Source organism: Oceanicaulis alexandrii DSM 11625, assembly GCF_000420265.1.
Classification (GTDB): Bacteria; Pseudomonadota; Alphaproteobacteria; order Caulobacterales; family Maricaulaceae; genus Oceanicaulis; species Oceanicaulis alexandrii.
The window spans coordinates 1,530,011-1,554,052 of record NZ_ATUP01000001.1 but is presented as its reverse complement, the minus strand read 5'-3'; the positions used below and the strand labels follow the sequence as shown (position 1 = coordinate 1,554,052).

The 24,042-nt window shown below is 63.4% G+C and carries 21 protein-coding genes; 13 read left to right on the top strand and 8 right to left on the bottom strand.

The window, feature by feature from the left end; genetic code table 11:
- Positions 1–99: 99 nt before the first annotated feature.
- Both G405_RS0107640 and G405_RS0107635 read right to left on the bottom strand, forming a co-directional pair.
- Positions 100–450: a hypothetical protein gene (locus tag G405_RS0107640; protein WP_022700927.1), complete on the bottom strand. Its 351-nt coding sequence runs from the start codon at positions 448–450 to the stop codon at positions 100–102.
- 25 nt (positions 451–475) lie between these two features.
- Entirely contained in the window at positions 476–1,975 is a 1,500-nt protein-coding gene (locus G405_RS0107635; protein ID WP_022700926.1) for an FMN-binding glutamate synthase family protein, read from the bottom strand.
- Positions 1,976–2,068: 93 nt separating this feature from the next.
- On the opposite strand from G405_RS0107635, the gene G405_RS0107630 reads away from it, so the two are divergent.
- From G405_RS0107630 to G405_RS0107615, 4 genes are all read left to right on the top strand, one after another.
- Positions 2,069–2,686, top strand: a complete 618-nt coding sequence (locus G405_RS0107630; RefSeq protein ID WP_028284631.1) for an alpha-ketoglutarate-dependent dioxygenase AlkB — start codon at positions 2,069–2,071, stop codon at positions 2,684–2,686.
- A 108-nt stretch (positions 2,687–2,794) separates the two neighbouring features.
- Positions 2,795–3,163, top strand: a complete 369-nt coding sequence (locus G405_RS0107625; RefSeq protein WP_022700925.1) for a YMGG-like glycine zipper-containing protein — start codon at positions 2,795–2,797, stop codon at positions 3,161–3,163.
- A gap of 153 nt (positions 3,164–3,316) precedes the next feature.
- Complete coding sequence (locus tag G405_RS0107620) at positions 3,317–4,042, top strand: hypothetical protein (RefSeq protein WP_156861412.1); 726 nt, start codon at positions 3,317–3,319, stop codon at positions 4,040–4,042.
- Positions 4,043–4,245: 203 nt separating this feature from the next.
- Positions 4,246–5,607 (top strand): serine hydrolase domain-containing protein, encoded by a 1,362-nt coding sequence (locus G405_RS0107615; protein WP_022700923.1) that lies wholly within the window; start codon positions 4,246–4,248, stop codon positions 5,605–5,607.
- Positions 5,608–5,615: 8 nt separating this feature from the next.
- On the opposite strand, the gene grpE is transcribed toward G405_RS0107615, so the two are convergent.
- Positions 5,616–6,236 (bottom strand): nucleotide exchange factor GrpE, encoded by a 621-nt coding sequence (grpE, locus tag G405_RS15355; protein ID WP_022700922.1) that lies wholly within the window; start codon positions 6,234–6,236, stop codon positions 5,616–5,618.
- A gap of 62 nt (positions 6,237–6,298) precedes the next feature.
- A complete protein-coding gene (gene hrcA, locus G405_RS0107605; protein WP_022700921.1) occupies positions 6,299–7,366 on the bottom strand; it encodes a heat-inducible transcriptional repressor HrcA in 1,068 nt (355 codons plus the stop codon).
- A 129-nt stretch (positions 7,367–7,495) separates the two neighbouring features.
- Here hrcA and rph point away from each other — a divergent pair, with 129 nt between their 5' ends.
- Positions 7,496–8,212 carry a ribonuclease PH gene (gene rph, locus G405_RS0107600; protein ID WP_022700920.1) on the top strand — a complete coding sequence of 239 codons (717 nt, stop codon included), beginning with the start codon at positions 7,496–7,498 and terminating at the stop codon, positions 8,210–8,212.
- Positions 8,213–8,254: 42 nt separating this feature from the next.
- Here the strand turns inward: rph and G405_RS0107595 are convergent, their stop codons facing one another.
- Both G405_RS0107595 and G405_RS0107590 read right to left on the bottom strand, forming a co-directional pair.
- Positions 8,255–8,473 carry a helix-turn-helix domain-containing protein gene (locus tag G405_RS0107595; RefSeq protein ID WP_022700919.1) on the bottom strand — a complete coding sequence of 73 codons (219 nt, stop codon included), beginning with the start codon at positions 8,471–8,473 and terminating at the stop codon, positions 8,255–8,257.
- Between the two features lie 16 nt (positions 8,474–8,489).
- Positions 8,490–9,041: a DUF2975 domain-containing protein gene (locus tag G405_RS0107590; RefSeq protein ID WP_022700918.1), complete on the bottom strand. Its 552-nt coding sequence runs from the start codon at positions 9,039–9,041 to the stop codon at positions 8,490–8,492.
- A 438-nt stretch (positions 9,042–9,479) separates the two neighbouring features.
- Here G405_RS0107590 and rdgB point away from each other — a divergent pair, with 438 nt between their 5' ends.
- Both rdgB and hemW read left to right on the top strand, forming a co-directional pair.
- On the top strand, positions 9,480–10,085 hold the full coding sequence (gene rdgB / locus G405_RS0107580) for an RdgB/HAM1 family non-canonical purine NTP pyrophosphatase (RefSeq protein WP_022700916.1): 606 nt from the start codon (positions 9,480–9,482) through the stop codon (positions 10,083–10,085).
- Positions 10,082–11,242: a radical SAM family heme chaperone HemW gene (gene hemW / locus G405_RS0107575; RefSeq protein WP_022700915.1), complete on the top strand. Its 1,161-nt coding sequence runs from the start codon at positions 10,082–10,084 to the stop codon at positions 11,240–11,242. Before rdgB ends, hemW begins: the two co-directional genes overlap by 4 nt.
- Here hemW and G405_RS0107570 read toward each other — a convergent pair.
- Positions 11,239–12,708 (bottom strand): penicillin-binding protein activator, encoded by a 1,470-nt coding sequence (locus tag G405_RS0107570; protein ID WP_022700914.1) that lies wholly within the window; start codon positions 12,706–12,708, stop codon positions 11,239–11,241. The two genes, hemW and G405_RS0107570, sit on opposite strands and share 4 nt — an antisense overlap.
- Before the next feature lie 111 nt (positions 12,709–12,819).
- Here G405_RS0107570 and G405_RS0107565 point away from each other — a divergent pair, with 111 nt between their 5' ends.
- From G405_RS0107565 to G405_RS0107545, 5 genes are all read left to right on the top strand, one after another.
- The gene (locus G405_RS0107565; RefSeq protein ID WP_028284630.1) at positions 12,820–13,206 is read left to right on the top strand and encodes a YraN family protein; all 387 of its coding nucleotides are present in this window, start codon (positions 12,820–12,822) and stop codon (positions 13,204–13,206) included.
- Between the two features lie 97 nt (positions 13,207–13,303).
- A complete protein-coding gene (locus tag G405_RS15350; protein ID WP_022700912.1) occupies positions 13,304–13,912 on the top strand; it encodes a BON domain-containing protein in 609 nt (202 codons plus the stop codon).
- 201 nt (positions 13,913–14,113) lie between these two features.
- Positions 14,114–15,667 (top strand): YifB family Mg chelatase-like AAA ATPase, encoded by a 1,554-nt coding sequence (locus G405_RS0107555; RefSeq protein ID WP_022700911.1) that lies wholly within the window; start codon positions 14,114–14,116, stop codon positions 15,665–15,667.
- A 23-nt stretch (positions 15,668–15,690) separates the two neighbouring features.
- Positions 15,691–17,535 (top strand): response regulator, encoded by a 1,845-nt coding sequence (locus tag G405_RS0107550; RefSeq protein WP_022700910.1) that lies wholly within the window; start codon positions 15,691–15,693, stop codon positions 17,533–17,535.
- 19 nt (positions 17,536–17,554) lie between these two features.
- Positions 17,555–18,919: an AmpG family muropeptide MFS transporter gene (locus G405_RS0107545; RefSeq protein ID WP_022700909.1), complete on the top strand. Its 1,365-nt coding sequence runs from the start codon at positions 17,555–17,557 to the stop codon at positions 18,917–18,919.
- On the opposite strand, the gene G405_RS15345 is transcribed toward G405_RS0107545, so the two are convergent.
- On the bottom strand, positions 18,920–21,208 hold the full coding sequence (locus G405_RS15345; protein ID WP_022700908.1) for an NADP-dependent malic enzyme: 2,289 nt from the start codon (positions 21,206–21,208) through the stop codon (positions 18,920–18,922).
- A gap of 121 nt (positions 21,209–21,329) precedes the next feature.
- On the opposite strand from G405_RS15345, the gene mutS reads away from it, so the two are divergent.
- On the top strand, positions 21,330–24,023 hold the full coding sequence (mutS, locus tag G405_RS0107535; RefSeq protein ID WP_022700907.1) for a DNA mismatch repair protein MutS: 2,694 nt from the start codon (positions 21,330–21,332) through the stop codon (positions 24,021–24,023).
- The last annotated feature ends 19 nt before the right edge of the window (positions 24,024–24,042 follow it).

The window sequence follows — 24,042 nt, the reverse complement described above, 5'->3', positions numbered from 1 at the left end:
CTTGGACCGCTTTGATGGTCTTCACTGTCACGGCTTTGTGAAAAGCCATGCGTGTCATGGGGCGATTTAGGAAGGCGGGCGCGGGGGCGCAAGGGCTGCTTACGCATTCAGGCGGTTATGTCGCCCTATCCGATACAGCGCCAGTCCGGCGCCGAGGAGGAAAATGGGTGTGAAGATCCAGGGCGTATTGCGCGCCACCGCTTCAGGCAGAAACAGAAGGTCCCGGCTCCACACGCCCTCCGGCGTGTCCGTCAGGGCGCGGGCCCAGCTTTGAAAGACGCATTCGCCATCGTTCAGGATCAGGCCCAGTCCGATCAGGATCGGCCCGCCCAGCGTGACAATCAACAGCTTGCGCGCCCGCCCGGTCAGCGCAAACACCCACACGCCGATGATGCACAGCACCACCAGCACATAGATCAGGGAATGCGCAAGCTGGATCAGAACAATCATCGCGGGCGCTCCCTTTCAGCAAACCTCAGGATCTCGGCTCCACCTCTGGATAGGGCATGATCTCATCAAGCGGCCGGGTCGTCCCGTCCGCGCCCACCACACGCACATGCTTGCGTTTGAGGGCGCGCGGCTCGGGCACGCCGCATGAATGGGCGATCATCTCCACATCCTTGATCATCGCCTTGGCGTATTCCGCCGCCTTCACCGATTTTTGCTTGGGCTGAAGCCCGCGCTGAAGCGATTTCTTGTGCGTGGTCACACCGGTCGGGCAGGTATTCTTGTCGCATTTGAGCGACTGGATGCAGCCGATCGAGAACATGAAACCGCGCGCGGAGACCACCGCATCCGCCCCCACCGCCAGGGCCCAGGCGACCCCGGACGGGGTGATCATCTTGCCGGAGACCACAATTCGGATCCGGTCCTTGAGCCCTTTGCGGATGAGGATGTCGCAGACCAGCGGCAAGGCTTCACGCACGGTCAGCCCCACATTGTCCATCAGCGGCATGGGCGCTGCGCCAGTGCCGCCATCGCCTGAATCAATGGTGATGAAATCGGGCGCGCTCTCAATCCCGCGCTCCCAGATCAGATCACACAGCTCCTCCAGCCATCCATAGGCGCCGATCACCGTCTTTATGCCTGTCGGTTTGCCGGTGACGCTGCGCACATGGGCGATGAAATCGAGCAGCGAGCCATTATCGAAGATTTCAGGATGACGATTGGGCGAGACGGAATCCTTGAACGGTTCGATGCCACGGATCTTCGCAATTTCTTTGTTGACCTTCTCGCCGGGCAACAGGCCGCCCTTGCCCGGCTTGGCGCCCTGCGCGAGCTTGACCTCAAACATCCGCACGGTGTCGTGGGCGGCGATCTCGCGCAGCTTGTCGTCCGACATCAGCCCATCCTTGTCGCGCACGCCGTATTTGGCCGTGCCGATCTGGAAAACGATGTCGCCCCCGCCTTCCAGATGCATGGGACTGAGCCCGCCTTCGCCGGTATTCATCCAGATTCCGGCCTTAGCCGCGCCCAGCGACAGCGCGCGCACCGCAGGTTTTGACAAAGCGCCATAGCTCATGCCGGATATATTGAAGACAGAGGGCGCCCGATAAGGCGTGTCAGCGTAGGGGCCGAACTCGCAGGGCTGGGTTTGCGCCACATCCTGTTCCAGCACGGGATAAGCACAATTGACGAACAGCACCGTACCTACAGGCGTCAGCAATTTGGTCGAGCCGAACGGGATGATATTGCCATGCCCCTGGCTCATCCGGTTCACCGCTTCACGTTCGGCGCGGTTGAAGGGCAATTCCTCACGGTCGAGCGCAAACATATAGGTTCGGAAAAACTCGCCCAGCCGGATGAACAGCGAACGGAACCGGCCCACAACCGGATAATTGCGGCGCACCGCGTCGGCGCGTTGATTGGAATCAATAAGCCAGAACAATACGATCAGAGCAGCCACGGCCCCGACCAGAACGATGAAGAGCTGCGCCATCACCCCCAGAACATCCAGCACCCAGGACGGTATCATGTCTTCCCCCGCAATAAAGCTGATCCAGCCTAGACCGGCGGGCCGCAAAGCTGAACCATGCTGGCGGAGTCGTGACAGGGACGTGATCACGCCATGATCGAGACATCAGACGGTTTCGCCCTTCACACGGGCTGGTTTGATCGCGACGCGCAAGACGCGCTGGCGCTTGAGATTTTAGAGCGTGTCGCGCGCTCACCGCTGTATCAGCCCGCCATGCCGCGCACCGGCAAGCCCTTGAGCGTGAAAATGACCAATCTGGGTCCGCTGGGCTGGATGACCGACAAGCAGGGCGGTTATCGCTATCAGAGCCGTCATCCGGTCACAGATCAGCCCTGGCCCGACATTCCCGAAACACTGCTCGCCTTGTGGGACGCCGTTTCAGGCTGGCCCGATCCGCCCCAGGCCTGTCTGGTGAACTGGTATGGGCCCGATGCGCGCATGGGCCTTCATGTGGATGCGGATGAAGACGCGAAGACCGCGCCGGTGGTGTCGGTATCCTTGGGAGATTCGGCCCGTTTTCGTCTTGGAGGGCCGACCCGCAAGGGGGCGACGCGCTCGCTGCGCCTCAATTCCGGTGATGTGGTGGTGCTTGGCGGGGAAAGCCGCCGCTTTCATCATGGCGTGGACCGGATTTATGCAGGCAGCTCGACGGTGCTGCCGCCAGACTGGCGGCCGGGACGGCTCAATCTGACCCTGCGCCGAGTGACCTGAAAATTTCAACAAACAGACACGTCCGGGCCTTGTTTCCGCCCAGCTTGTCCTGACATGATCGACACGAGCGTCCGGCTGGGAATGGGCGCGAGCAAAGGAGTTTGCGCCATGACTAAAGGTCTTATCGCTATCATGATCGCTGCGCCTCTGGCGCTGACCGCTTGTGCGACCAACCAGGGCGTTCGCGGCGCTGGTGTGGGCGCAGGCGTCGGGGCTGTCGCTGGCGCGATCATCGGCAACAATGTGGGGTCAGGCAACGCGGAAACCGGCGCGCTGATCGGCGCAGGCGTCGGCGCTGCAGCTGGCGCGGCCTATGGGTGCACCCGTCCGGGCGGCTGCGGCCACAACCCCAACAATCCCAATCATTCAGAACTGATCTACGATCAGTATTCGGGACGCTCCTATTACACCGATTACCGCACGGGCGACACGTTCTGGGCGAATGGCGAGCCGCGCACCCGCGCCCCGCGCCGCTAGGCCTTCAAACAACTTAATGCAAAAGGGCGGCTCGATGAGCCGCCCTTTTTTCTCGTCCAAACTCAAACCCGCGCCTGAAAGCGGGTACTATTATTATTCACATTCCCCCATGGGTTGATATGGTGAGGCCATCAACCAGCTCTGGGGGCGTTCATGATCAGAATTCTTTTCAGTCTTGCTGCTGGGGCTTGTCTGACAGGCTGCAGCTCGTTCAGCGATGCGGTTGACGGGATGCCGCAATGGCGACCCTTGACGCTCTCTGCTGAAACAGCGCGCAGCCTGCAGATCAACCATACCGGCGACGAACCGCTGGAGGCGTCGGCTGTGCTGGCCGCCCGCGCCAGCGCGCCGCGCAACGATCGTCTGGACCGCGCCACAGCCATGCTGCTGATTTCGGAATCCGACCGGCAGTGTGACGAGTATTTCGCTTCCATCACCACCACCGCGAACACCACACGCGCCTCGCTCAGCCTGGTGGCGCTGGGAACCTCAACGGCGGCGGGCCTATCCGCGCCGCAACGCAGCGCCAACTTGTTGGCGGGCATCTCCACCTTCTTCACCGGCGCGCAAAGCACGCTGGAAGACACCATTCTGGAAAGCCAGTCGACGCGGACGCTGCAAAGCGCCGTACGCTCGCGCCGCACCGAGATGCGCACTGAACTCAGCCAGCGCATCCTCGCCAGCGACGGAGAGGGCGCGTTGACACTGATTTCAGGCCATATCCAGGATTATCATGCGCGCTGCGGCCTGGCGTACGGTCTCGACGCAGTGTCTGAAGTGGTCACGGAATCCGTCAACACCGCCGAGGATCGCGGTCGGGAAGCCGCGGACGTGGCTGAAGAGAACGTCAGGAACTTGCGGGACGAAGCATCGCGCTAATCCCTTCACGCCAAGAAAAGGGCGGCTCTCTGAGCCGCCGTTTTGCTGTTACGCCATGGTCCATGCCAAGACTTGTGAACAATCCCAATGGTCAGGAAAGTCTCACGCACTAATGATGACAAAACCCTCATGACATGAAGTTCACTTGTTCGTCCTACGGTTACTTATAGCGTTCTGTTGAAAATAAATTTTCAGAGGACGTTATGTTTTCCACGATCCTGACCAGCCTGGCGCTGGCTTCAACCACGCTCTCGCAGTCAGACGCTTCAGACATTTCAGATGCCTTGAGAACTGAAATCGAAACCATGAGAGCGGCATATGGCGTCTCGGGTCTCGCCGTCAGCGTCGTCAGTGGAGACGATGTCATTCTGTCCGAGGGCTTCGGGTCTTTCGAAAACGGCCCGGTGGCGGCTCAGTCGCAATGCGGGCTTTATTCAGCCACCAAGGCCTTGACCGCTTTCACACTCGCCTCGCTGATCGAAGATGGCGACGTCAATCTGAACGCCCGTGTGGGGGAGCTGCTGACAGATAGCCCTGAGGGATGGCGCGATATCCCGCTCTGGCGTCTTTACAACCATACCAGCGGACTCGCCATGATCGTCACGCAGGAGGCGTTCAGCGGCATCGCGGAGGATCCCGAGGCCGGCAACACCGCCATCTATGAAATCGTGCGCGAGTTGCCGCTAGATTTTGAACCCGGCGCACATTCCCGCTACCAGCAAAGCGGATACGCGGTCTCCGAAATGATCGCCGAGGCAAGATTGGGACAGCCCTGGCCTGCGCTCGTCGAACAGCACCTCACCGGCCCGGCGCAATCAAATGACACGGTCTATGGCCAGATCACTGACGGATCGAAGTCAGTGCCCATGATCAGCTCGGCCGGCGGTTATGTCACAACGGCGTCTGACATGGCGCGGATCTTTGAGGCCCTTAACGCAGGTCTAATCGCAAATCGCGACTTCCTGGCGGACCTACTGACGGACCCGGCCTATATGCAAGACAATTATGGGCTCGGCGTCATCCTTGAAGATGTAGCTGGAGAAACGACGATCGGCCATCGCGGCGGAGGCGCACGGGCCAATCTGCGCTACGCGCCGCAAGCCGGCGTTGGAGTGATGGCCTGCACCGACCAGGTCGGCAATCGGGAACTGACTATTCATGTTGGCGAGATGGTGATGCGTGCGCTGTTGTCAGGCGAGGCTCCGCGTCCTCACATCGCCAGCCTTCTGTACGGATCAGAAGACGCGTCTGCGCAAACGCTGGTTACCCTATTCGAGCGTGAGTGGAACAATTCCGACACACGCTATGGCTTTGAAGGCTCAGAAGCTGTGCTCAATGCGCTCGGCTATGACCGCCTGGAAGAGGCCCCCGCCGAGGCCCAGACCTTGTTCGCGCTCAATACGCGCCTCTATCCAGACTCTGCCAATGTCTGGGATTCTCTGGCGGACGCGCAGCTGGCGCTTGGGGAAGGCGCCGCCGCGCTCCACAGCATGCGGCGCGCGCTCGACCTGCAACCCGGAAATCCATATTTCCAGCGTCGGGTGGTCGAGCACACACCGAATTAAAGCTGCAATCAGGCGCTGACGTCGACGCCGCCTTCGTTCTCTCCGCCTGCAGGCGGGGTGGCGGGGCCGGCGCTGACCACCACCATGGCGGCGCGCAGGGTGCGATCACCGATCTTGTAACCGGGCTGCATCACATGGGCGATGGCGCCCTTGGGCTGATCGGCCGGGATCTGGGCGGCGGCCTGGTGCATGTTCGGATCGAGCGCATCGCCGGGGGCGGGCTCCACCTTCTTCACGCCATGGCGCTCCAGTGACGACAGAAGACGACGCTCGGTCATCTCCACGCCTTCCAGCAGGGTTTTCAGCGCTTCGCCGGCTTCGGACTTGGCCTCGTCGCTGATCGACTGCAAAGCGCGCGACAGATTGTCGGCCACGTCCAGCATGTCGCGGGCGAAACCGGTCACGGCGTAAGCGCGCGTGTCTTTCACTTCGCGCTCGGCGCGCTTCTTGGTGTTCTCCATCTCCGCCAGCGCGCGCAGCAGCTGGTCCTTGAGATTGGAGATTTCCTCAGCCGGATCGGGTTCTTCAGACGCGGGCGCTTCTTGTTCGGCGTCGGCGGCGTGTGCAGCGTCAGCTTCAGCGTTCAGTTCGGCGTCTTCAGTTTCAGGTGTCTGGTTTTCGTTGCTCATACGTGCGGTCATTCAAGGCTAGAGGGGTGATCGTCAACCCAAAGGTTCACCAGGACGGGCGATTATCGCGGCCCGGACAGAAGCCGGCCGACCATTTGGGCGGTGTAATCAACAATGGGGATGACACGGGCATAGTTCAAACGCGTGGGACCGATCACGCCGATCGCGCCGATGATCTGGTTCTCGCGATTTCTGTAGGGCGCGACGATCACCGACGATCCTGACAGCGAAAACAACGGGTTCTCGGACCCGATGAACAGGCGGACGCCCTGCGCTTGCCGCGCTTCGTCCAGCAGCGACAACAGACCTTCCTGACGTTCGATATCATCAAACAGAAGCCGGATGCGCTCCAGATCCTCCGCCGCCTCGACGCTTTCCAGCAGCCGCGACTGGCCGCGCACGATCAGGGTGCGCTGCTCAGGCCCCGCCCAGTCGGCGAGACCGGCCTCCACCAGCGCGGACGCCGCGCCGTCAAGCTGGGCCTGCTTGGCGGAGATCTCTTCGCGAATGGCGCTCAGCGCTTCGGCCAGGGTGCGGCCCCTGAGCCGGGCGGAGAGATAATTGCCCGCTTCGATCAACGCCGCGGGCGGCAGGCCGGGCGGCGGACGCATCAGCCGGTTTTCGACATTACCGTCTTCGGTCACCAGAACCGCGAGCACTTCTGTGGGCGACAGGTTCACGAACTCCACATGGCGCAAGGGCGCATCATGGGCGGGGCTGGCCACCAGACCTGCGCCGCCGGCCAGGCCGGACAGAAGGTTTGAGACTTCTGATAGAACATCTTCCGGACGGCGCCCAACGGCAGAGACGCGGGTGTCGATCGCGGTGCGGTCATCCGCCTCCAGATCTCCCACCTGCAGCAAACCGTCCACAAACAGGCGCAAACCGGCATGCGTCGGCATCCGCCCGGCGGACACGTGCGGCGAGGCCAGCAATCCTGCCGAGGTCAGATCCGCTAGCGTATTGCGGATGGAAGCGGGCGACAGATTCAGCCCGGAGGTCTTGGACAGGGTGCGCGAACCCACCGGCTCGCCGGTATCAAGATAAGTCTCCACCAGATCGCGGAAGATCGAGCGCGAGCGCTCATCAAGCGCCATCAGGCCGGAGGAAGAAGACGTTGGATGGGTCATCACGCTTTCAGAGTTAGTGTCGCTCCCCGTTCGGCGCAATCACCAAGATTGCACGCAAAGCGCTTTGCGCCTTCGCGTCCGCTCGGTTAACACGAGAGCCACAGACACACGAACACCCGGAGATGACACATGCGCCCTGAAGGCCGCCAACCCGACGCCTTGCGCCCGCTCAGTTTTGAAATGGGCTGGTCGCCTTACGCCGAAGGCTCCTGCCTGATCAGTTTCGGCAACACCAAAGTGTTGTGCACGGCGTCGGTGGAAGAAAACGTGCCGCCCTGGCTGCGCGGCCAGGGCAAGGGCTGGGTGACAGGCGAATACGCCATGCTGCCCCGCGCCACACACCAGCGCAATCGCCGTGAAGTGCAATCGGGAAAACCCTCTGGCCGGACGCAGGAAATTCAGCGCCTGATTGGCCGTTCGCTGCGCGCGGCGGTCGATCTCAAAGCCCTGGGAGAACGTCAGATCGTCGTCGATTGCGATGTCCTGCAGGCCGATGGCGGCACTCGCACCGCGGCGATCACCGGCGCCTGGCTCGCCCTGAAAGCGGCCGTCGCTTACCTGATGGAAGAAGGCGTTCTGAAAACCGATCCGGTCATCGCTCAGATCGCTGCGGTCTCTGCGGGCGTCGTGAACGGCGACTGCGTGCTGGATCTGGAATATGAGGAAGACCGGGTGGCGGAAACCGACGCCAATTTCGTGCTGACGTCCAGTGGCGGCGTGATCGAAGTGCAGGCCACGGCGGAAGACACGCCGATGACCCAAAGCCAGTTTGACCAGATCTTCGCCCTCGCGCGCCGGGGCGTGACCGATCTGTGCGCGGCCCAGCTCAAGGCACTCGGCCAGTAAACAGGCCTGAAAGCAGGCGGGCGGCTATGCGCTGTCCGCCTCTTACTCTTCTTCGTCCTCGTCCTCAAAAACGAGAAGATCAGCGGGCTGGCAATCCAGCTCACGGCACAAGGCTTCCAGCGTGGAGAAGCGTACGGCCTTGGCCTTGCCGGTTTTCAGGATCGACAAATTGGCCATGGTGATGCCGACGCGATCGCACAGCTCGGTCAGTGACATGCGGCGATCCAGCAGCATACGGTCCAGGGTGACGCGAATGGGCATGTGTGTTCCGCGCTCCCTAAATCGTCAGTTTCTGCTCTTCACGCATGCGGGTGCCTTCGCGGAAAATTTCCGCCAACACAAGCATGGCGAGCACAGCAAACCAGGCGCCGAGATTCAGGCTGAATTCGGGAACAACGCGAGCGCCGCCTTCAACGGGGCGGCCCAACAGGGTGATCATCAGCGACAGGACGCCGTGCGCCCCATAGTGCAAGAGCTGATAGACGGCGATGCCGATGGCGATCGCGCGCAAATGATTGGAGTTTTCTTCAACGAACGGGTCGCCGGCGATCAAAGTCGCCATGATCCGGCGCAACCGGTCCACCACGAAGGTCACCGCTGCGAGCGCCGCAATAGCGAGCGGCAGGGCGAGCACCACATCCATCGCCAGAAACTGGCGGATGCTGAGCGGCAGATCGGAGCCAAAACCCAAAAGGCGGGAGATCCCGCCAAACACAATGAGAACGATAATGAGACTGGCGAGCCCCAATACCGCCCAAAGCAGATAATAGACGATGTCGAGGAGGATCTTCAGCAGTGAAGCCAGCGATCCCTGACCCAGCGTCTTCATGCATCCCCCAAGGGCTTGTTAGCTGGATCGTCGACCGGGCGGCGAGACATCTTCCGCGAGGGGAGGAACGGCGTGTCTCGTCTCACCCGGCCTTCGATCCGGACATTCATTAACCGACCAGCGAGCTGACTGCGGCGGCCATGCCGGCGAAAACGCCCGCCACCAGAGCCAGATTGATCACCATTGCGATTGCGCTGTGACCGGCATTGTTTTTGGACCTGACCATCTCATACTCTCCTAAGTCTCTTGTTCGACCAACCAGTTTCCGAAGCCGTTCCGATCCTTTATCGCCGGGGGTCTTCGGTGTGGTCCGGGGTGTTTCCCCCTCGCCACGAGTATCTATGTAGACCACGTCCTATCGCTTCGCAACAAAAAAATATCGAAAATCGATATGAATTTTTCGAAAGGCGATATGTACGGATGAAAGGACGCCCTTCCATGACCCTTTTCTCGACGGCTCCCAAATGGGCGATCGCCAGCCATAACAAAGGCAAAATCAAAGAGATAGCCGATCTGATCGCCCCCTATGGACTGGTTGCGGAAGGGGCGGATTCGCTGGGTTTGCCCGAGCCTGAAGAGACTGAAAAAACTTTCACCGGCAATGCGCTTCTCAAAGCCAGGGCGGGCGCGGTGGCCTGCGGACTGGTGTCTCTGGCCGACGATTCAGGGCTGGAAGTCACTGCGCTGGACGGTGCGCCCGGCATTTATTCCGCCCGCTGGGCCGGAGAGCCGCGCGATTTTGGCGCCGCGATGGACAAAGTCCGCACAGAGCTTGAGGCTCGCCAGGCCACAGATTACAGCGCCCGCTTTGTGTGCGCGCTGGCGCTGGCGCACCCGGATGGCGAGACCCGCGTCTATGAAGGTGAGGTGCGCGGCCATCTCTCCTTCCCCCCACGAGGCGACAAGGGATTTGGCTACGATCCGATCTTCGTTCCCAACGGTCATGAGCTGACCTTCGCCGAGATGGATCCGGCGATCAAACACGCCATGAGCCATCGCGCCCACGCTTTCCGCCTGCTGGTTGAGGATGTGTTCGGCGCATGAGTCCCGCTCCTGCACGCCTGGGTCTTTATGTGCACTGGCCCTATTGCGCGCGCATCTGCCCGTATTGCGACTTCAACGTCTACAAGGCCGCCCACGCGCAACCTGAGGCGCTGCTGGCCGCCATGCTCGACGATCTGGCGCACTGGCGCGACAGGCTGGGGCCGCGCACGATCCACAGCGTGCACTTTGGCGGCGGCACGCCCTCTTTGATGGAGCCGGCGGCCATCGCTGCGATCCTGGAGCAGGCCGACGCCCTGTTCGGGCTTGAAGACGGCTGTGAAATCGGGCTGGAAGCCAATCCGATGGAGCATGAGCGTTTCGCCGGCATCGCCTCCGCCGGGGTGGAGCGGATGTCGCTGGGCGTTCAGGCGCTGGATGACGCCAGCCTCAAACGTCTGGGCCGCGATCATGATGCGCGCACGGGGCTTCAGGCGCTTGAGAGCGCGCAAAGCCTCTTTCAGCGGGTGTCGCTCGATCTGATTTATGCCCGTGAGCAACAGACGCCAGAGGACTGGCGCACCGAGCTGGAGACAGCGCTCAGCTTCGGGACCGGTCACATGTCGCTCTATCAGCTGACCATCGAGCCGGGCACCGCCTTCGAGCGCAAACTGAAACGCGGTTCGCTCACGCCGCCCACAGATGACGCCGCTGCGGACATGTACGCCCTAACGCAATCTGTCTGCGCGGCGGCAGGCCTGCCGTCCTATGAGATTTCCAATCACGCCCGGAGCCGGAGCGATCAGTCGGTGCATAATCGGCTCTATTGGGAAGGCGAAGACTGGATCGGAATCGGGCCGGGCGCGCATTCACGCACGGGCGGGTTCGATGGCGGCGGACGAGAAGGCGCAGCGGCCCGACTGCGCCCGGACGCCTATATCACGGGCGTCGCCGAGGGAGACGCTCATGAGCGCGAGCAGCTGAACGCCGAGGCGGAGCTGACTGAACGTTTGCTGATGGGCATCCGGCTCACCGAGGATGGTCTGGACCTTGATCGCCTGTTCGCGCGCACCGGGCTGAGACCTGACCCTAACGGGCTTGAGCGCATGACAGCCCAGTCGCTGATCAGGCAAACCGGATCAAGGCTCGTCCTGACAGAGTCCGGGCGCGCATTCGCCGATCATGTCGCCGAAGCGCTGATCCCCGATTTCGACGCCTAGAAAGCCGGGTCTGTGACAGGCTTATCCATCGTGTCCGCGCCAGACATGTCATCATCAGACATGTCGGCCGGACCAAAGCGTTCCGGCGCAGGGTCGAGAACCCGGAAGCCCCCGCCACGGACTGTATACACGGCGAGCCCCCGCTCGATCGTGCCGTCTTCACGGAAGCGGAACAATCCGTCCACGCCGACAAACCCGTCCGCCCCGGTCAGGCGATCTGCGCCATAACCGCCCTCGGCCAGCAAGGCCGCCAGCGAAGCGGCGTCATAACTAAGCCCCGCCAGACGAGACGGCGTTGCGCCATAATACTCTTCAAAGACCTGTTCAAAGCGAGTGCGGGCCTCAGGATCAGGTCCGGCGAAATAGCCATGCGCCAGCGCTGGTTCTCGCGCCAGGGAGTCATCAAGCCATTGGCCGGTGCCGACAAACTTCACCAGAAGCGGGTCAATATCCTGATACAAGAGCACCGGCGCCAGCATACGCAGTTGATCGCCGCCCTCGGGCAGCAGCACCACCTGGAAAGCTGACCCGGGAGAGGGCGCCCAATTCGCGCCGCTCATCATCGCCGCCTGGGCGGGATCAAGTTCTTCGACGCCCACAGTCGCCAGACGGGCCGCAGCCTCCGTCATCGCCGACACGCCGCCATCATAGAACTGGCTGGCGACCAGGCCCGTGTCGAATGTGCGTTCAACCAGGATCGTCTCTGCGTCTTCCTCATCAGACACCGGTTCTTCCAGCATCACCGTTTCAGGCAGCGGGAACTCACCGAGCAGGTCTTCAATGGTTTCTGCGTAGGCGGCCTGGGTCACCTGGCCATACGCCGAAGCCGGGCCAATGAAAGCGAAACGGGTCGCGCCCAGCGCGCCCACATACTCGGTCACCCGCCGCACCTCTTCATCGGGCGGGAAGCTCAGCTGATACACCCCGTCACCGGCCACGGCGCTGGAGGAGGACAGGCTGAGCATCGGCACGTCCGCGTCGCGTGCAGCACGGCCTGCGGCTGCGACTGCGTCCTGAAACAGGGGACCAATGATCAGATCAGCGCCGTCTGAAATGGCGGATTCGGCCGCCGTACGGGCCGTTGCTGGATCTCCGGCCGTATCTTTTGGCAAAAGCACCAGATTGGTCCCGCCGCGTTCAAAGATCGCCAGCTCTGCGGCGCGCAGCAATTGCGCCGCTTCGTTTCGCGCTGCGGAAGAAGACGCGCTGAATGGCAGCAAGAGCGCGACCCTCACCAGATCCGGCTCACCCTCCAGAAAGGCGGGCGTGTATCCACGATCAGCCAGTTCGACCGGCAGTGTCGCTGGCGGCGGCGGCGCGCCCACGACCGGGCGATCCGGCACGGTCTGGATCGGTGCGCTGGGCGTAGAGGCCGTACAAGCGCTCAGCAGAAGCGCGGCGCCCAGCGCCGCCAGAGCTGAGCCGACTCGCGCCTTGCCCGCTATAGGTGTAAAGCTTTCAACCATGACGGCCACCTCTTCCCCCCGACCGGCGCAGTGCGGCGCCGCCTTTGTCCGCGCCGAAGCTAACCCCCGGCTGCGTCAGGGGCAAGCATGCGCGCAGCGGGTGACGCGGTCATGACACAAGCCCGACGCAACGCGGAACGTCGAGGTCGGCGCAGCGAAGCGCTCAGTGCGCTCTGGCTGCAGCTCAGAGGGTGGCGCATCCTAGATCAGCGGGCGCGAACCGGGGTCGGCGAGCTTGATCTGGTCGCGCGCCGCGGACCGGTTCTGGCCTTTATCGAGGTCAAACATCGGGTCAGTCTTGACGATGCGCTGACCGCCGTCACAACCTCTCAGAAACGCCGGCTGATCCGCGCCGCCGCCCTGTGGCGCAGCCGTCATGACGCTCTGGCGGCCCTGCAGCCGCGTTTTGACGTCATCGCCTGGCCCGAACACGGTTGGCCGCGCCATATAAAAGGCGCCTTCATGATCGAGACTGAGGATCTGGTCGGACTGATCTGATCGGGACAAAAGCTGAAGCGGTAACGCTCGGTTAACCCAATTCTCACGTCCCGGGGATAAATTGACCGTCTCCGTCTCCCACAGAAAGACAAATCTCATGACCGTGATCCGAATTGTCCTTCTTGTTCTTGCGACTGTGGTCCTGACCAGCTGTGCGGCGTTTCAACCCGGGCGTTCGGTGGGACGGCAGGTTGATGATTTCAACGCCTCCGTGTCGCTCAAATCGGCCATGCTGCGCGCCGAGGGCTATGCGCTCAACGGCGTGGACGTGGAGATCACTGAAGGCGTCGCGTTATTGACCGGACGCGCACCGCGCGCTGAAGACCGGGTGTATGCTGAATGCCTCGCCTGGTCCGTTCAGAGCGTCCGCTCGGTCTCCAATCAGATCGAACTGGGCGGGCGACGCGGCCTTACAAACGCCACACGAGACGGCTGGATCACCCAGCAAGTGCGCTCGCGACTCGCGTCCGACAGCGCCATTCGCAGCCTCAACTTCAATATCGAAACTCACTCCGGCGTCGTCTATCTGCTGGGCTTCGCGCGCAGCTCTGCGGAAAGTGATCGCGCCGCCGCCCACGCTGCGCTGGTGGAGGGTGTTGAGCGTGTGGTGGTTCTCACACGGGCCCCCGACGTCACGCCCAACTTGCCTGCGCGCGGCGCGCAACAGGCGCAGGCCTGTGATCTGTCTGCTGATCCCGAGGCTTGAGCGGGCCTGGAAGTGATTAAGGTTTGGGTTGCAAAGCCAGCCTGAAACGCGTCACATAGAAAAAAATTCTCCTATAGGTTGACCCCTAATCGTCACTTATTCTATTAATGTTCCTGTTTTGAACATCTCTGTTCCGCGTATTGTGGATAACTCGCGTTAACCGTGTTGTTTGAGTAATCAGATTCATTGAATGAGGGCGCCATGGGCATTCGCACATACTCCGCCGCTTTCGACGGCGCCCAGGCGCGGCTGGTGGACGTTCAGGTCCAGATAGCCGGCGGCATGCCCAACTTCATGATCGTAGGCTTGGCCGACAAGGCGGTCGCAGAAAGCCGTGAACGGGTTCGCGCCGCATTCGCCGCCGTCGGTTTGTCGCTGCCGTCCAAGCGCCTGATCGTCAATCTCGCCCCCGCCGACCGCCCCAAAGAAGGCGCCCATTACGACCTGCCGATCGCGTTGGGCCTGATGGCCGCCATGGGCGTGTTGCCCGTGGATATGCTGGCCGAGCATCTGGTGATGGGCGAGCTGGGGCTCGATGGCGGATTGTCGCCCTCGCCGGGCGCACTCCCCGCCGCCATGCTGGCGCAAGAAAAGGATCTGGGTTTCATATGCCCTGAAAGCTGCGGGCCGGAAGCCGCCTGGGCCGGCGGCGAGCTGCCTATCCTGGCGCCCGCCTCGCTCATCCAGCTGGTCAATCATTTCAAGGGCGGACAGGTGCTGTCCCGGCCAGCGCCCGGTGATCTGATCGAAGCTGATCCGTGCCGGGATCTCCGTGAAGTTCGCGGACAGGAAACCGCCAAGCGCGCGCTGGAAGTCGCTGCGGCGGGCGGGCACAATCTTCTCATGGTCGGCCCGCCCGGCGCTGGCAAATCCATGCTGGCCTCCCGCGCGCCCGGCCTTCTGCCACCGCTCACCTCGTCAGAACTGCTGGAAGTGTCGATGGTGCAATCGGTGGCGGGCCTGCTTGATCGGGGGCGCCTGTCGCGTAATCGCCCGTTTCGCGCGCCGCATCATTCCGCCTCCATGGCGGCGATGGTGGGCGGCGGCACGCGCATCCGGCCTGGCGAAGCGTCCCTGGCGCATCACGGCGTTCTGTTCCTGGACGAATTGCCCGAATTTCACCCTCAGGTGCTCGACAGCCTGCGCCAACCTCTGGAAACCGGCGAAATCGCCGTGGCGCGCGCCAACGCCCGCATCACCTATCCCGCCCGTTTCCAACTGATCGCAGCGATGAATCCCTGCCGCTGCGGCTGGGCGGGCGAAAACGGGCAGGCCTGCGCCCGCGGCCCCAAATGCGCCCAAGGCTATCAGGCCCGCGTATCTGGCCCGATGATGGACCGGATCGACCTGCAGATCGACATTCCGCCCGTGACGCCGGCGGATCTAGCTTTGCCCCCCGCCCCTGAAGGCACGGCGGAGGCTGCGGCGCGCGTGGCCGCAGCCCGCGCCATCCAGAACGAACGCGGCGCGCTGAACGCTCATCTCAGCGGCGAAGCCTTTGACCGGCACACCAGCCCTGACGAACCGGGGCGCGCGCTCCTGTTACGCGCGTGCGAGGCGATGGGGCTGACCGCCCGCGGCTATCACCGTGTTTTGCGGGTGGCGCGCACCCTGGCGGACCTGGATCAATCCGAACAGGTGCGGCGCATCCATGTGGCCGAAGCGCTGAGCGCCCGCCGCGCCGCTTCGCAAGGGCAGGCGGTCTCCACTCCCGCCGCCATGAAAGGATCGGCGTCGCTTTCGACGCTTCGTTAACGCGCGGCGCGTACACAAGGTTCATGACGCGTGAATGGGACCCCGCCGCCGAAGATACGACCGCTCAGCGCAGTCTTCTGGACGCGATGGCGGAGCTCGTGCTTGCCCGGGACGCCTCGGGACGTGTGACCGAGGTCAACACCGCCTTTCTCAATGCGTTTGGCGGCACGCGTTCGGACTGGATCGGGCGCTGGTTCGCCGTGGCCCCCGCGCTCAGCTCGTCAGGCCAGGCCCGGCGGTATGACGCCGCGATGCGCACACGGGCCGGAGCGGCCTGGATTGAATGGTCGGAAACCACGCTTGAGACTGGCGGCACCGTCGCCATTGGACGCGATGTCAGCGACGAACGCCGCGAACGCGCCGAGGCCAGCGAAGCCGCGGCGGGCAAGTCCGTGTTCTTCGCCTCGGTCACCCATGAATTGCGCACGCCCCTATCGGGCGCGCTGGGCGCCGCAGCGCTTTTGAAAGACAGCGGCCTTCATCCCGACCAGGCCGCTTACCTGGAAGCGGTGCGCTCGAGCGCCCAGCATGCGCTGAACCTGATCGACGATATTCTGGACCTGTCACGGCTGGAGGCGGGACGCCTCACCTTGCGGGCCGAACCGGTCGATTTGCGCAGCCTGATCGAAGATGCGTGCGAAATCCTCTCGACCCGCGCGGCGGAAAAAGGGCTGGCGCTCGCCCACGCCATCAGCGCTGACGTGCCCGCTGAAATTCGCGCCGACCCCGCCCGCTTGCGGCAGATCCTGTTCAATCTGGGCGGCAACGCCGTGAAGTTCACCGAAACCGGAGGCGTTCTGGTGCAGGCGAGCTATCATGGAGGCGAGCTGAGCCTCGCGTTCAAGGATACCGGCCCCGGCATAGCCAAGAACGATCAATCCAGCCTGTTCAAGCATTTCGAGCGCGGCGCGGCGGAGCATAACGCCACCCCTGGCGCCGGGCTGGGCCTGGCCATGGTCAAGCGCCTGACCGAGGCCATGGAAGGCGATGTGGGGGTCAGTTCCGAACCCGGCCAGGGCGCGGTGTTCTGGACGCGCTTTCCGGCCCCCGCCGTGTCGCCGCCGCCGACCGAACGCCCGCTGGCGGACCGCACCATCATCATCGCCTCGCCCTCCGACATTCGCCGCGAAGCGCTGTCCTTGAAAGCGCAGGCCCTGGGCGGACAGGCGCTTGAGACAGCATCGGTCTACGCCATTTCCGATCTGGTGACCCAGACCGAGGACGCCGCCACCTTGATCCTGGATGCGGACTGGGCCGACCAGGCCCCCGCGCTCAAGTCGCTGGCGCCGGATCTGCGCATTCTGGTGCTGGCCGAACCGCGCACCAAGGACCGCTTCACCCACAAGGACGGTCCGCCCGGCATTGATGGCTGGCTGGTCTCGCCGGTCCGGCTCAGCTCGCTGGCCGCTTACGCCCAAGGGCTTGAGATCGAACCCGAAGAACCTCCCGCTCCCAGCGTGCCCGATCGCGCGCTGGATGGGCTCAATATTCTGGTGGCCGAAGACGACCCGGTGAACGCCATGATCGCGCGTACGGTTCTGACCCGTCTGGGCGCGGTGGTCGCGGTGGTCGATACGGGCCGCGCCGCATTGGAAGCCGTCGCGGGTGGCCAGTTTGACGCCGCGCTCCTCGATATGCGCATGCCTGAAATGGGCGGGCTGGACGCCGCCGCCGCCATTCGCAGTCTCAAGAGCCCGGTCGCGGCGCTGCCCTTGATCGCGCTGACCGCGAACGCCACAGAAGACGACCGCGAAGCCTGTCTGACCGCCGGCATGGACGCGTTCCTGACTAAGCCCTTGCAGCCCCAGGCCCTGATCGAGATCCTCACCGGCTTGTGCGCCCCGCAAAACCGGGCCAGTTTCGGTTAGCACCAGACGAGGGATCATCATGACCGTGCAAACAGACCCGCCCGCGCGCAGCTGGGCGCAAACCGTGCGGGTGTATTTCACCCCGGTCATGCTCTCGATGATCGTGCTGGGCTTCGCCTCCGGCCTGCCGCTCTACATGGTGTTCCAGAAGCTGTCCTACTGGCTGCGCGACGCCGGGATCGAACGCTCCACCATCGGGTTTTTCTACTGGGTGACGCTGTCCTACACCCTCAAATTCCTCTGGGCTCCGATCATTGACCGGGTGCAGATTCCATTCCTCGCCAAACTTCTGGGGCCGCGCCGATCCTGGATCGTCACCGCCATTTCCGGCACGGTCATCGCTCTGGTGATCATCTCCCAGACCGATCCGACACAAGGCCTCGCGCCCGTGGCGATCGCGGCCTTCCTGCTCGCCTATTCCAGCGCCACGCTGGATGTAGCCATCGACGCCTGGCGCATTGAAAGCGCGCCCAATGACATGCAGGCCAATATGGCCGCCGCCTATTCGCTGGGCTACCGCGTCGCCTACATGACCTCGGGGCTCGGGCTCGCGATCTCCGAATGGGCGGACTGGGACTGGTCCTTCCTGGCCATGGCCGCAGCCATGGCGCTGTCTGCGGGCCTGGTCTTCTTGATGAAAGAACCCGCGACGGGGACGTACAAGCATGCCCTGACCGGGTCCCTGCCAACGAAAATCGTCAAGGCGGTGGTCGACCCGTTCAAACAATTCATGGGGCGGCTCGGCTGGTGGCTTTTGCCGGTGTTGTTGCTGGTGACGCTTTATCGGATCAGTGATTTCACCATGGGGGTGATGGCGGCGCCGCTCTATTCCGATCTGGGTTTCGCACGTGACGCCGTAGGCGGCATTCAAGGCGGGCCGGGCCTGATCGCTACCATGACAGGCTTGTTCCTCGGCGGTCTGGCCAGCCTGCGCTTCGGCATGATGCGGGCGCTGGTGATCGGTCTGGTGATCACCCTGATCACCAATGGCGCCTATGCGTGGTTGGCGGCCACTGCGGGGCCTGACGATCTGGGCAAGCTGACGATTGCGGTGGTCGGCGACAACCTGGCGGGCGGGTTCGTCACGACGGTGTTCATCGCCTACCTTTCGAGCCTTGTGGACCCGGAGAACGCCGCCACCCAGTACGCGCTCCTGAGTTCCTTTTACGCCCTCTTGCCCAAATTCATGGCGGGCTTTTCCGGCGTGCTCGCTGATCAGGTGGGCTGGGTGTGGTTCTTCATCCTGACCGCGGGCTGGACCGTGCCCGCCGCCGTATTGCTGGGACTGGTGCTGGGATGGGGGCCGACGGCGGCGAAGGGACAGTTCAAATTCGCCGAACGCCGCACCGCCGACAACGCCGCCGAGGGCGAAAAGGCGGAGTAATCACTCCGCCGCCTTCTCCGCCCGCTCGTCTGAGAGGTCATGCGCGGCCAACGCCGCGAGGGTGAGAATGTCGTTCACACTGGCGCCCAGACGCGCGATCTGCACCGGTTTTTCCAGCCCAACCAGCATCGGCCCCAAAACGGTGGCGCCGCCTGCGGCGCGCATCATCTTGGTGGCGATGGAGGCGGAGTGAATGGCGGGCATGACCAGCACGTTCGCCGGGCCGGTGAGGCGCGAGAACGGGTAGAGCCTGCGATGGTCAGGATCCAGCGCCACATCGGCGTTCATCTCACCCTCGTATTCAAAATCCACGCCCCGCTCATCAAGATAGCTGACCGCTTTCTGGATGGCGTCGGCCCGGTCGCCGGACGGATTGCCGAAGGTCGAGTACGACAGGAAGGCCACGCGCGGGGTGACGCCGAAGCGTTTCGCCGCCGCCGCCGTCTCCACCGCAATGTCCGCCAGCGCTTCAGGGCTCGGGAATTCAGTGACGTTGGTATCGGCGATAAACAGCGTGCGTCCGCGTGACAGCACCAGGCTCATCCCCATGACGCGCTCATTTTCAGCCGTGTCGAGCACCAGTTTCACATCACCCAGCGCCTGAGCGTAGTTGCGCGTGACGCCAGTGACCATGCCGTGCGCATCGCCCAGCGCCAGCATGCAGGCGGCGAAGACGTTTCGGTCATTGTTCACAAGGCGCTGCACGTCGCGGCGCAGATAACCCTGACGCTGCAGGCGATGGAACAGGAAGTCGGCATAGTCGGCGTTCTTGTCAGACAGGCGCGCATTGACGATCCGAATGGCGTCGGACTGAACCCCCAGAAGCCGCATATTGGCGTGAACCGTCTCTTCCCGGCCGATCAGGATCGCATCCCCAAGGCCCTGGTTCTGGAAGGCGTAGGCGGCGCGGATGACGGAGGGTTCCTCGCCTTCAGCGAAGACGATCGTCTTGCGCTCGCCCGCCCGTACATCATCCTGAATGGATTGCAGGATCGCCGCCGTGGGATCGAGCCGGCGCGCCAGAGCCGCCTTGTATTGCTCCATATCCGAGATCGGCTTGCGCGCCACGCCGGACTCCATCGCCGCCTGCGCCACATAGGGCGGCACATGGCTGATCAGGCGTGGATCAAACGGGGCGGGGATGATGTATTCCTTGCCGAAAGTCGGGCGCGCGCCGTGATAGGCGGCGGCGACCTCGTCCGGCACGTCTTCGCGCGCCAGCTCGGCCAGCGCCTTGGCGGCGGCGATCTTCATCTCTTCATTGATGGTGCGCGCGCGAACATCGAGCGCGCCGCGGAAGATATAGGGAAAGCCCAGCACATTGTTGACCTGATTGGGATAATCAGACCGGCCCGTGGCCATGATCGCGTCCGAACGCGCCTCGCGCACTTCTTCGGGCGTGATTTCGGGATCGGGGTTCGCCATGGCGAAAATGATCGGATCAGCGGCCATGGAGCGCACCATCTCCTTGGTCACCGCGCCTTTGACCGACAGGCCGATGAAGCAGTCCGCCCCGTTCATCGCCTCATCCAGCGTCCGCGCATCGGTGTCAGCGGCATGGGCGGATTTCCACTGGTTCATGCCGTGGTCGCGGCCCTTGAAGATGACGCCCTTGGAATCGCACAGGATCGCGTTGTCGTGCTGCACGCCCATGGCCTTGAGCAATTCGAGCACGGCGATGCCGGCGGCGCCGGCGCCGTTCACGACGACTTTCAGCGCCTTGATATCCTTACCCGACAGCTCGCATGCATTGATGATCCCGGCGGCGGAGATGATCGCCGTGCCGTGCTGGTCATCATGAAAGACCGGGATATCGAGAAGCTCGCGCAGCTTCTCTTCAATGATGAAGCAATCGGGACCCTTGATGTCTTCCAGATTGATGCCGCCAAAGCTGGCGCCGAACCGGCGCACGCATTCGATGAAGGCTTCGGGATCGTTTTCATCCACCTCGATATCGATGGAATCCACATCCGCAAAGCGCTTGAAGAGCACCGACTTGCCCTCCATCACCGGCTTGGACGCCATCGCGCCCAGATCGCCGAGGCCCAAAATGGCGGTGCCGTTGGAGATCACGGCGACCATATTGCCCTTGGAGGTGTAATCGTAGGCGAGGTCAGGATCCTCGGCGATCGCCTTGACCGGCGCAGCCACGCCCGGACTGTAGGCCAGCGACAGATCACGCTGGGTCGCCATGGGCTTGGTGGCGGTCATCGCCAGTTTTCCGGGCTTCGGGAAACGGTGGAAGTTCAGGGCTTCTTCGTCATCGACACGGGAGCGGCGGTCAGTCATGGCGGATCCGGAAAAAAGGGCGGTGGACAGGTGTGGACCTGCACACTAGCCGCTTCGCGGCGTACAGCAAATCACGCGCTGTCACACTTGCGGCGGGCGGCGGCGCGGTTACCTTGCGCCCATGACGTCACACGCCGATCCGATCGCCCTGAACGCCCGCGCTTTCCCGACCCCTGAGGGCGGGACGCCGATGATGGTGCAGTTTTTGGAGCTGCGCGCCGAAGCGCCGCTGGACGCCTTGCTCTTTTACCGCATGGGCGATTTCTACGAGCTGTTCTTTGACGACGCCGTGCGCGCCTCCGAAGCGCTCGACATTGCGCTGACCAAGCGCGGCGAGCACCAGGGCGAACCCGTCCCCATGTGCGGCGTGCCCGTTCACAATGCCCCCGTCTATCTGTCGCGTCTGATCAAGGCGGGCTTCAAGGTCGCCGTCGGCGAGCAGATGGAAGACCCCGCCGAAGCCAAGAAGCGCGGCGCGAAATCGGTGGTGAAACGCGGCATCACCCGCATCGTCACCCCTGGCACGCTGACCGAAGATGATCTGCTTGAGGCCCGCGCCGCCAACCGCATCGCCGCCATCGCGCGCCTGGCGACGGGCGAGTGCGCCCTGTCCTGGGCGGATGTGTCAGACGGTGAGTTCGCCAGCATGCGCGTCGGCAATGAGGGGTTGGAGGCGGAACTGGCCGCGCTCAACCCGTCTGAAGTCCTGTGCTCTGACGAGGACGCCAAGCTGGCGTCAGAGCTGGCGCCTCATGCGGTGATCACACCGCGCGCTCGGGCCAAGTTTGACTCAGCCGCCGGCGAGCGTCGTCTCAAGCAGCGCTTTAATGTCCAAAGCCTTGATGGATTTGGCGCCTTTTCGAAGGCTGAATTGTCTGCGCTCGGCGCGCTTCTGGATTATCTCGAACTGTCGCAGGCAGGCGCGCCTGCGCGCCTGCGCCCGCCGCTCAGCCTGCCGTCCGGCGCCGCGATGGTGATTGATCCTGCAGCCCGGATGAGCCTTGAGATCGATCGCACGCTGCAGGGGTCGCGCAAAGGGTCTTTGATCGACGCCATCGACCGCACCCTGACGGCGCCTGGCGCGCGTCTGCTGGCGGACCGGCTGTCGCGACCGTCGATGAACTTGCCAGAGATTCAGGACCGGCTGGACGCGGCGCACTTCTTTTTGGAGAACCGAAGCTTGCGCGAACAAACGCGCGAACGACTGAAAGCGGCGGGCGATCCGGCGCGGTGTCTGTCGCGTTTGCTTCTGGGACGCGGCGGGCCACGGGATCTGGCGCAATTGAGCCGGGCGCTGAAAGAAGGCGAAAAGCTGATCGCGGGCTTCGCCAAGGACCCGCTGAACGCCCCGCCCGCGCCGATCAACCAGGCGCTCGACGCCCTGTCGCTGGCGCAAAATCCTGAATTGGCGCGCCTGGTGCAGGAGACACAACAAGCTCTCGTCGCTGAACCGCCGCTTCTGGCGCGTGATGGCGGGTTCGTCGCGCCGGGCTGGACCCCGGCGCTCGATGAAGCGCGCGGACTGAGGGATGAATCGCGCCGCGTGGTGGCGGGTCTGCAAGCGACCTACGCCCAGCAGTCCGGCGTCAGCGCGCTGAAAGTCAAACACAACAATGTGCTGGGCTATTTCATTGAGGTCAGCGCCAAGAACGCCGACGCCCTGATGGGCGACACCGCCTTTATCCACCGCCAGACCATGGCGAACGCCGTGCGCTTCTCCACGCCAGAGCTGGGCGAGCTGGAGGCGAAAATCGCCCAAGCGGGCGAGCGCGCCCTGGCGATGGAGCTTGAAATCTTTGACGCCTTCCGCGCCCGCATCGAAACGCTGGATGCGTCCATCCGACGCGCGGCCGAAGCCCTGGCGGGGCTGGATGTGGCCGCCGCAACCGCTCATTGGGCTGAGGAAACTGGCGCCGAGCGCCCACAGGTGGATGACAGCCTCGCTTTTGATATCGAGGGCGGCAAACACCCCGTCGTCGAACGCGCGCTGGAACGATCCGGCGAGGGTCGCTTCACGCCCAATGGCTGCCATCTGAACGGCGCGGGTGGGGATCATCCGCGCCTGGTGCTGGTCACCGGACCGAACATGGCGGGCAAGTCAACGTTCCTGCGCCAGAACGCGCTGATGGCGATTTTGGCTCAGGCGGGTCTGTATGTGCCCGCAAAATCCGCCCGCATCGGGTTGGTGGATCGGCTGTTCTCCCGCGTCGGGGCCGCCGATGATCTGTCCCGCGGACGCTCGACCTTCATGGCGGAGATGATCGAGACCGCTGCCATCCTCAACCAGGCCGGGCCGCGCGCTTTGGTGATCCTGGATGAAATCGGGCGCGGCACCGCGACCTTTGACGGCCTGTCCATCGCCTGGGCGGCGGTCGAACACCTGCATGAGATCAATCAGAGCCGGGCGCTGTTCGCCACCCACTACCACGAGCTGACCCGTCTGGCCGACGAGCTGGACGCGGCGGGCAATTGCTCGCTCAAGGCCAAGGAATGGAAAGGCGATCTGATCTTCCTGCACGAGGTCCAGCAGGGCCCTGCGGATCGCTCCTACGGGGTGGAAGTCGCCAAGCGCGCCGGCCTGCCCAAAGCAGCTGTGAAGCGCGCGACGGAGATTCTCAAAAGGCTGGAAAGCGATGACGCGCCCGCGGCGGCATTGGCGGATCTGCCGCTCTTCTCAAGCCTCGCCCCGGAACCGGAATTCCGGCCCAGCGCCAGCGATGAGCGCCTGAAAGACATCGATCCTGACAGTCTGACGCCGCGCGAAGCGCTGGACGTGCTGTATGCGCTTAAAGCCTTGAGCCAAAACTCTGGCTGACGCGCCGGTCGCCCTCGCG

Excerpts from the sequence above, each read along its gene's own strand:
- G405_RS0107545 (WP_022700909.1), top strand. The coding sequence starts at position 17,555 with ATGACCGTGCAAACAGACCCGCCCGCGCGCAGCTGGGCGCAAACCGTG.
- G405_RS0107640 (WP_022700927.1), bottom strand. The coding sequence starts at position 450 with ATGATTGTTCTGATCCAGCTTGCGCATTCCCTGATCTATGTGCTGGTG.
- G405_RS0107620 (WP_156861412.1), top strand. The coding sequence starts at position 3,317 with ATGATCAGAATTCTTTTCAGTCTTGCTGCTGGGGCTTGTCTGACAGGC.
- grpE (WP_022700922.1), bottom strand. The coding sequence starts at position 6,236 with ATGAGCAACGAAAACCAGACACCTGAAACTGAAGACGCCGAACTGAAC.
- rph (WP_022700920.1), top strand. The coding sequence starts at position 7,496 with ATGCGCCCTGAAGGCCGCCAACCCGACGCCTTGCGCCCGCTCAGTTTT.
- mutS (WP_022700907.1), top strand. The coding sequence starts at position 21,330 with ATGACGTCACACGCCGATCCGATCGCCCTGAACGCCCGCGCTTTCCCG.
- G405_RS0107625 (WP_022700925.1), top strand. The coding sequence starts at position 2,795 with ATGACTAAAGGTCTTATCGCTATCATGATCGCTGCGCCTCTGGCGCTG.
- hemW (WP_022700915.1), top strand. The coding sequence starts at position 10,082 with ATGAGTCCCGCTCCTGCACGCCTGGGTCTTTATGTGCACTGGCCCTAT.
- hrcA (WP_022700921.1), bottom strand. The coding sequence starts at position 7,366 with ATGACCCATCCAACGTCTTCTTCCTCCGGCCTGATGGCGCTTGATGAG.
- G405_RS15350 (WP_022700912.1), top strand. The coding sequence starts at position 13,304 with ATGACCGTGATCCGAATTGTCCTTCTTGTTCTTGCGACTGTGGTCCTG.
- G405_RS0107595 (WP_022700919.1), bottom strand. The coding sequence starts at position 8,473 with ATGCCCATTCGCGTCACCCTGGACCGTATGCTGCTGGATCGCCGCATG.
- G405_RS0107590 (WP_022700918.1), bottom strand. The coding sequence starts at position 9,041 with ATGAAGACGCTGGGTCAGGGATCGCTGGCTTCACTGCTGAAGATCCTC.
- rdgB (WP_022700916.1), top strand. The coding sequence starts at position 9,480 with ATGACCCTTTTCTCGACGGCTCCCAAATGGGCGATCGCCAGCCATAAC.
- G405_RS0107555 (WP_022700911.1), top strand. The coding sequence starts at position 14,114 with ATGGGCATTCGCACATACTCCGCCGCTTTCGACGGCGCCCAGGCGCGG.
- G405_RS0107570 (WP_022700914.1), bottom strand. The coding sequence starts at position 12,708 with ATGGTTGAAAGCTTTACACCTATAGCGGGCAAGGCGCGAGTCGGCTCA.
- G405_RS0107550 (WP_022700910.1), top strand. The coding sequence starts at position 15,691 with ATGACGCGTGAATGGGACCCCGCCGCCGAAGATACGACCGCTCAGCGC.
- G405_RS0107565 (WP_028284630.1), top strand. The coding sequence starts at position 12,820 with ATGACACAAGCCCGACGCAACGCGGAACGTCGAGGTCGGCGCAGCGAA.
- G405_RS0107630 (WP_028284631.1), top strand. The coding sequence starts at position 2,069 with ATGATCGAGACATCAGACGGTTTCGCCCTTCACACGGGCTGGTTTGAT.
- G405_RS0107635 (WP_022700926.1), bottom strand. The coding sequence starts at position 1,975 with ATGATACCGTCCTGGGTGCTGGATGTTCTGGGGGTGATGGCGCAGCTC.
- G405_RS15345 (WP_022700908.1), bottom strand. The coding sequence starts at position 21,208 with ATGACTGACCGCCGCTCCCGTGTCGATGACGAAGAAGCCCTGAACTTC.
- G405_RS0107615 (WP_022700923.1), top strand. The coding sequence starts at position 4,246 with ATGTTTTCCACGATCCTGACCAGCCTGGCGCTGGCTTCAACCACGCTC.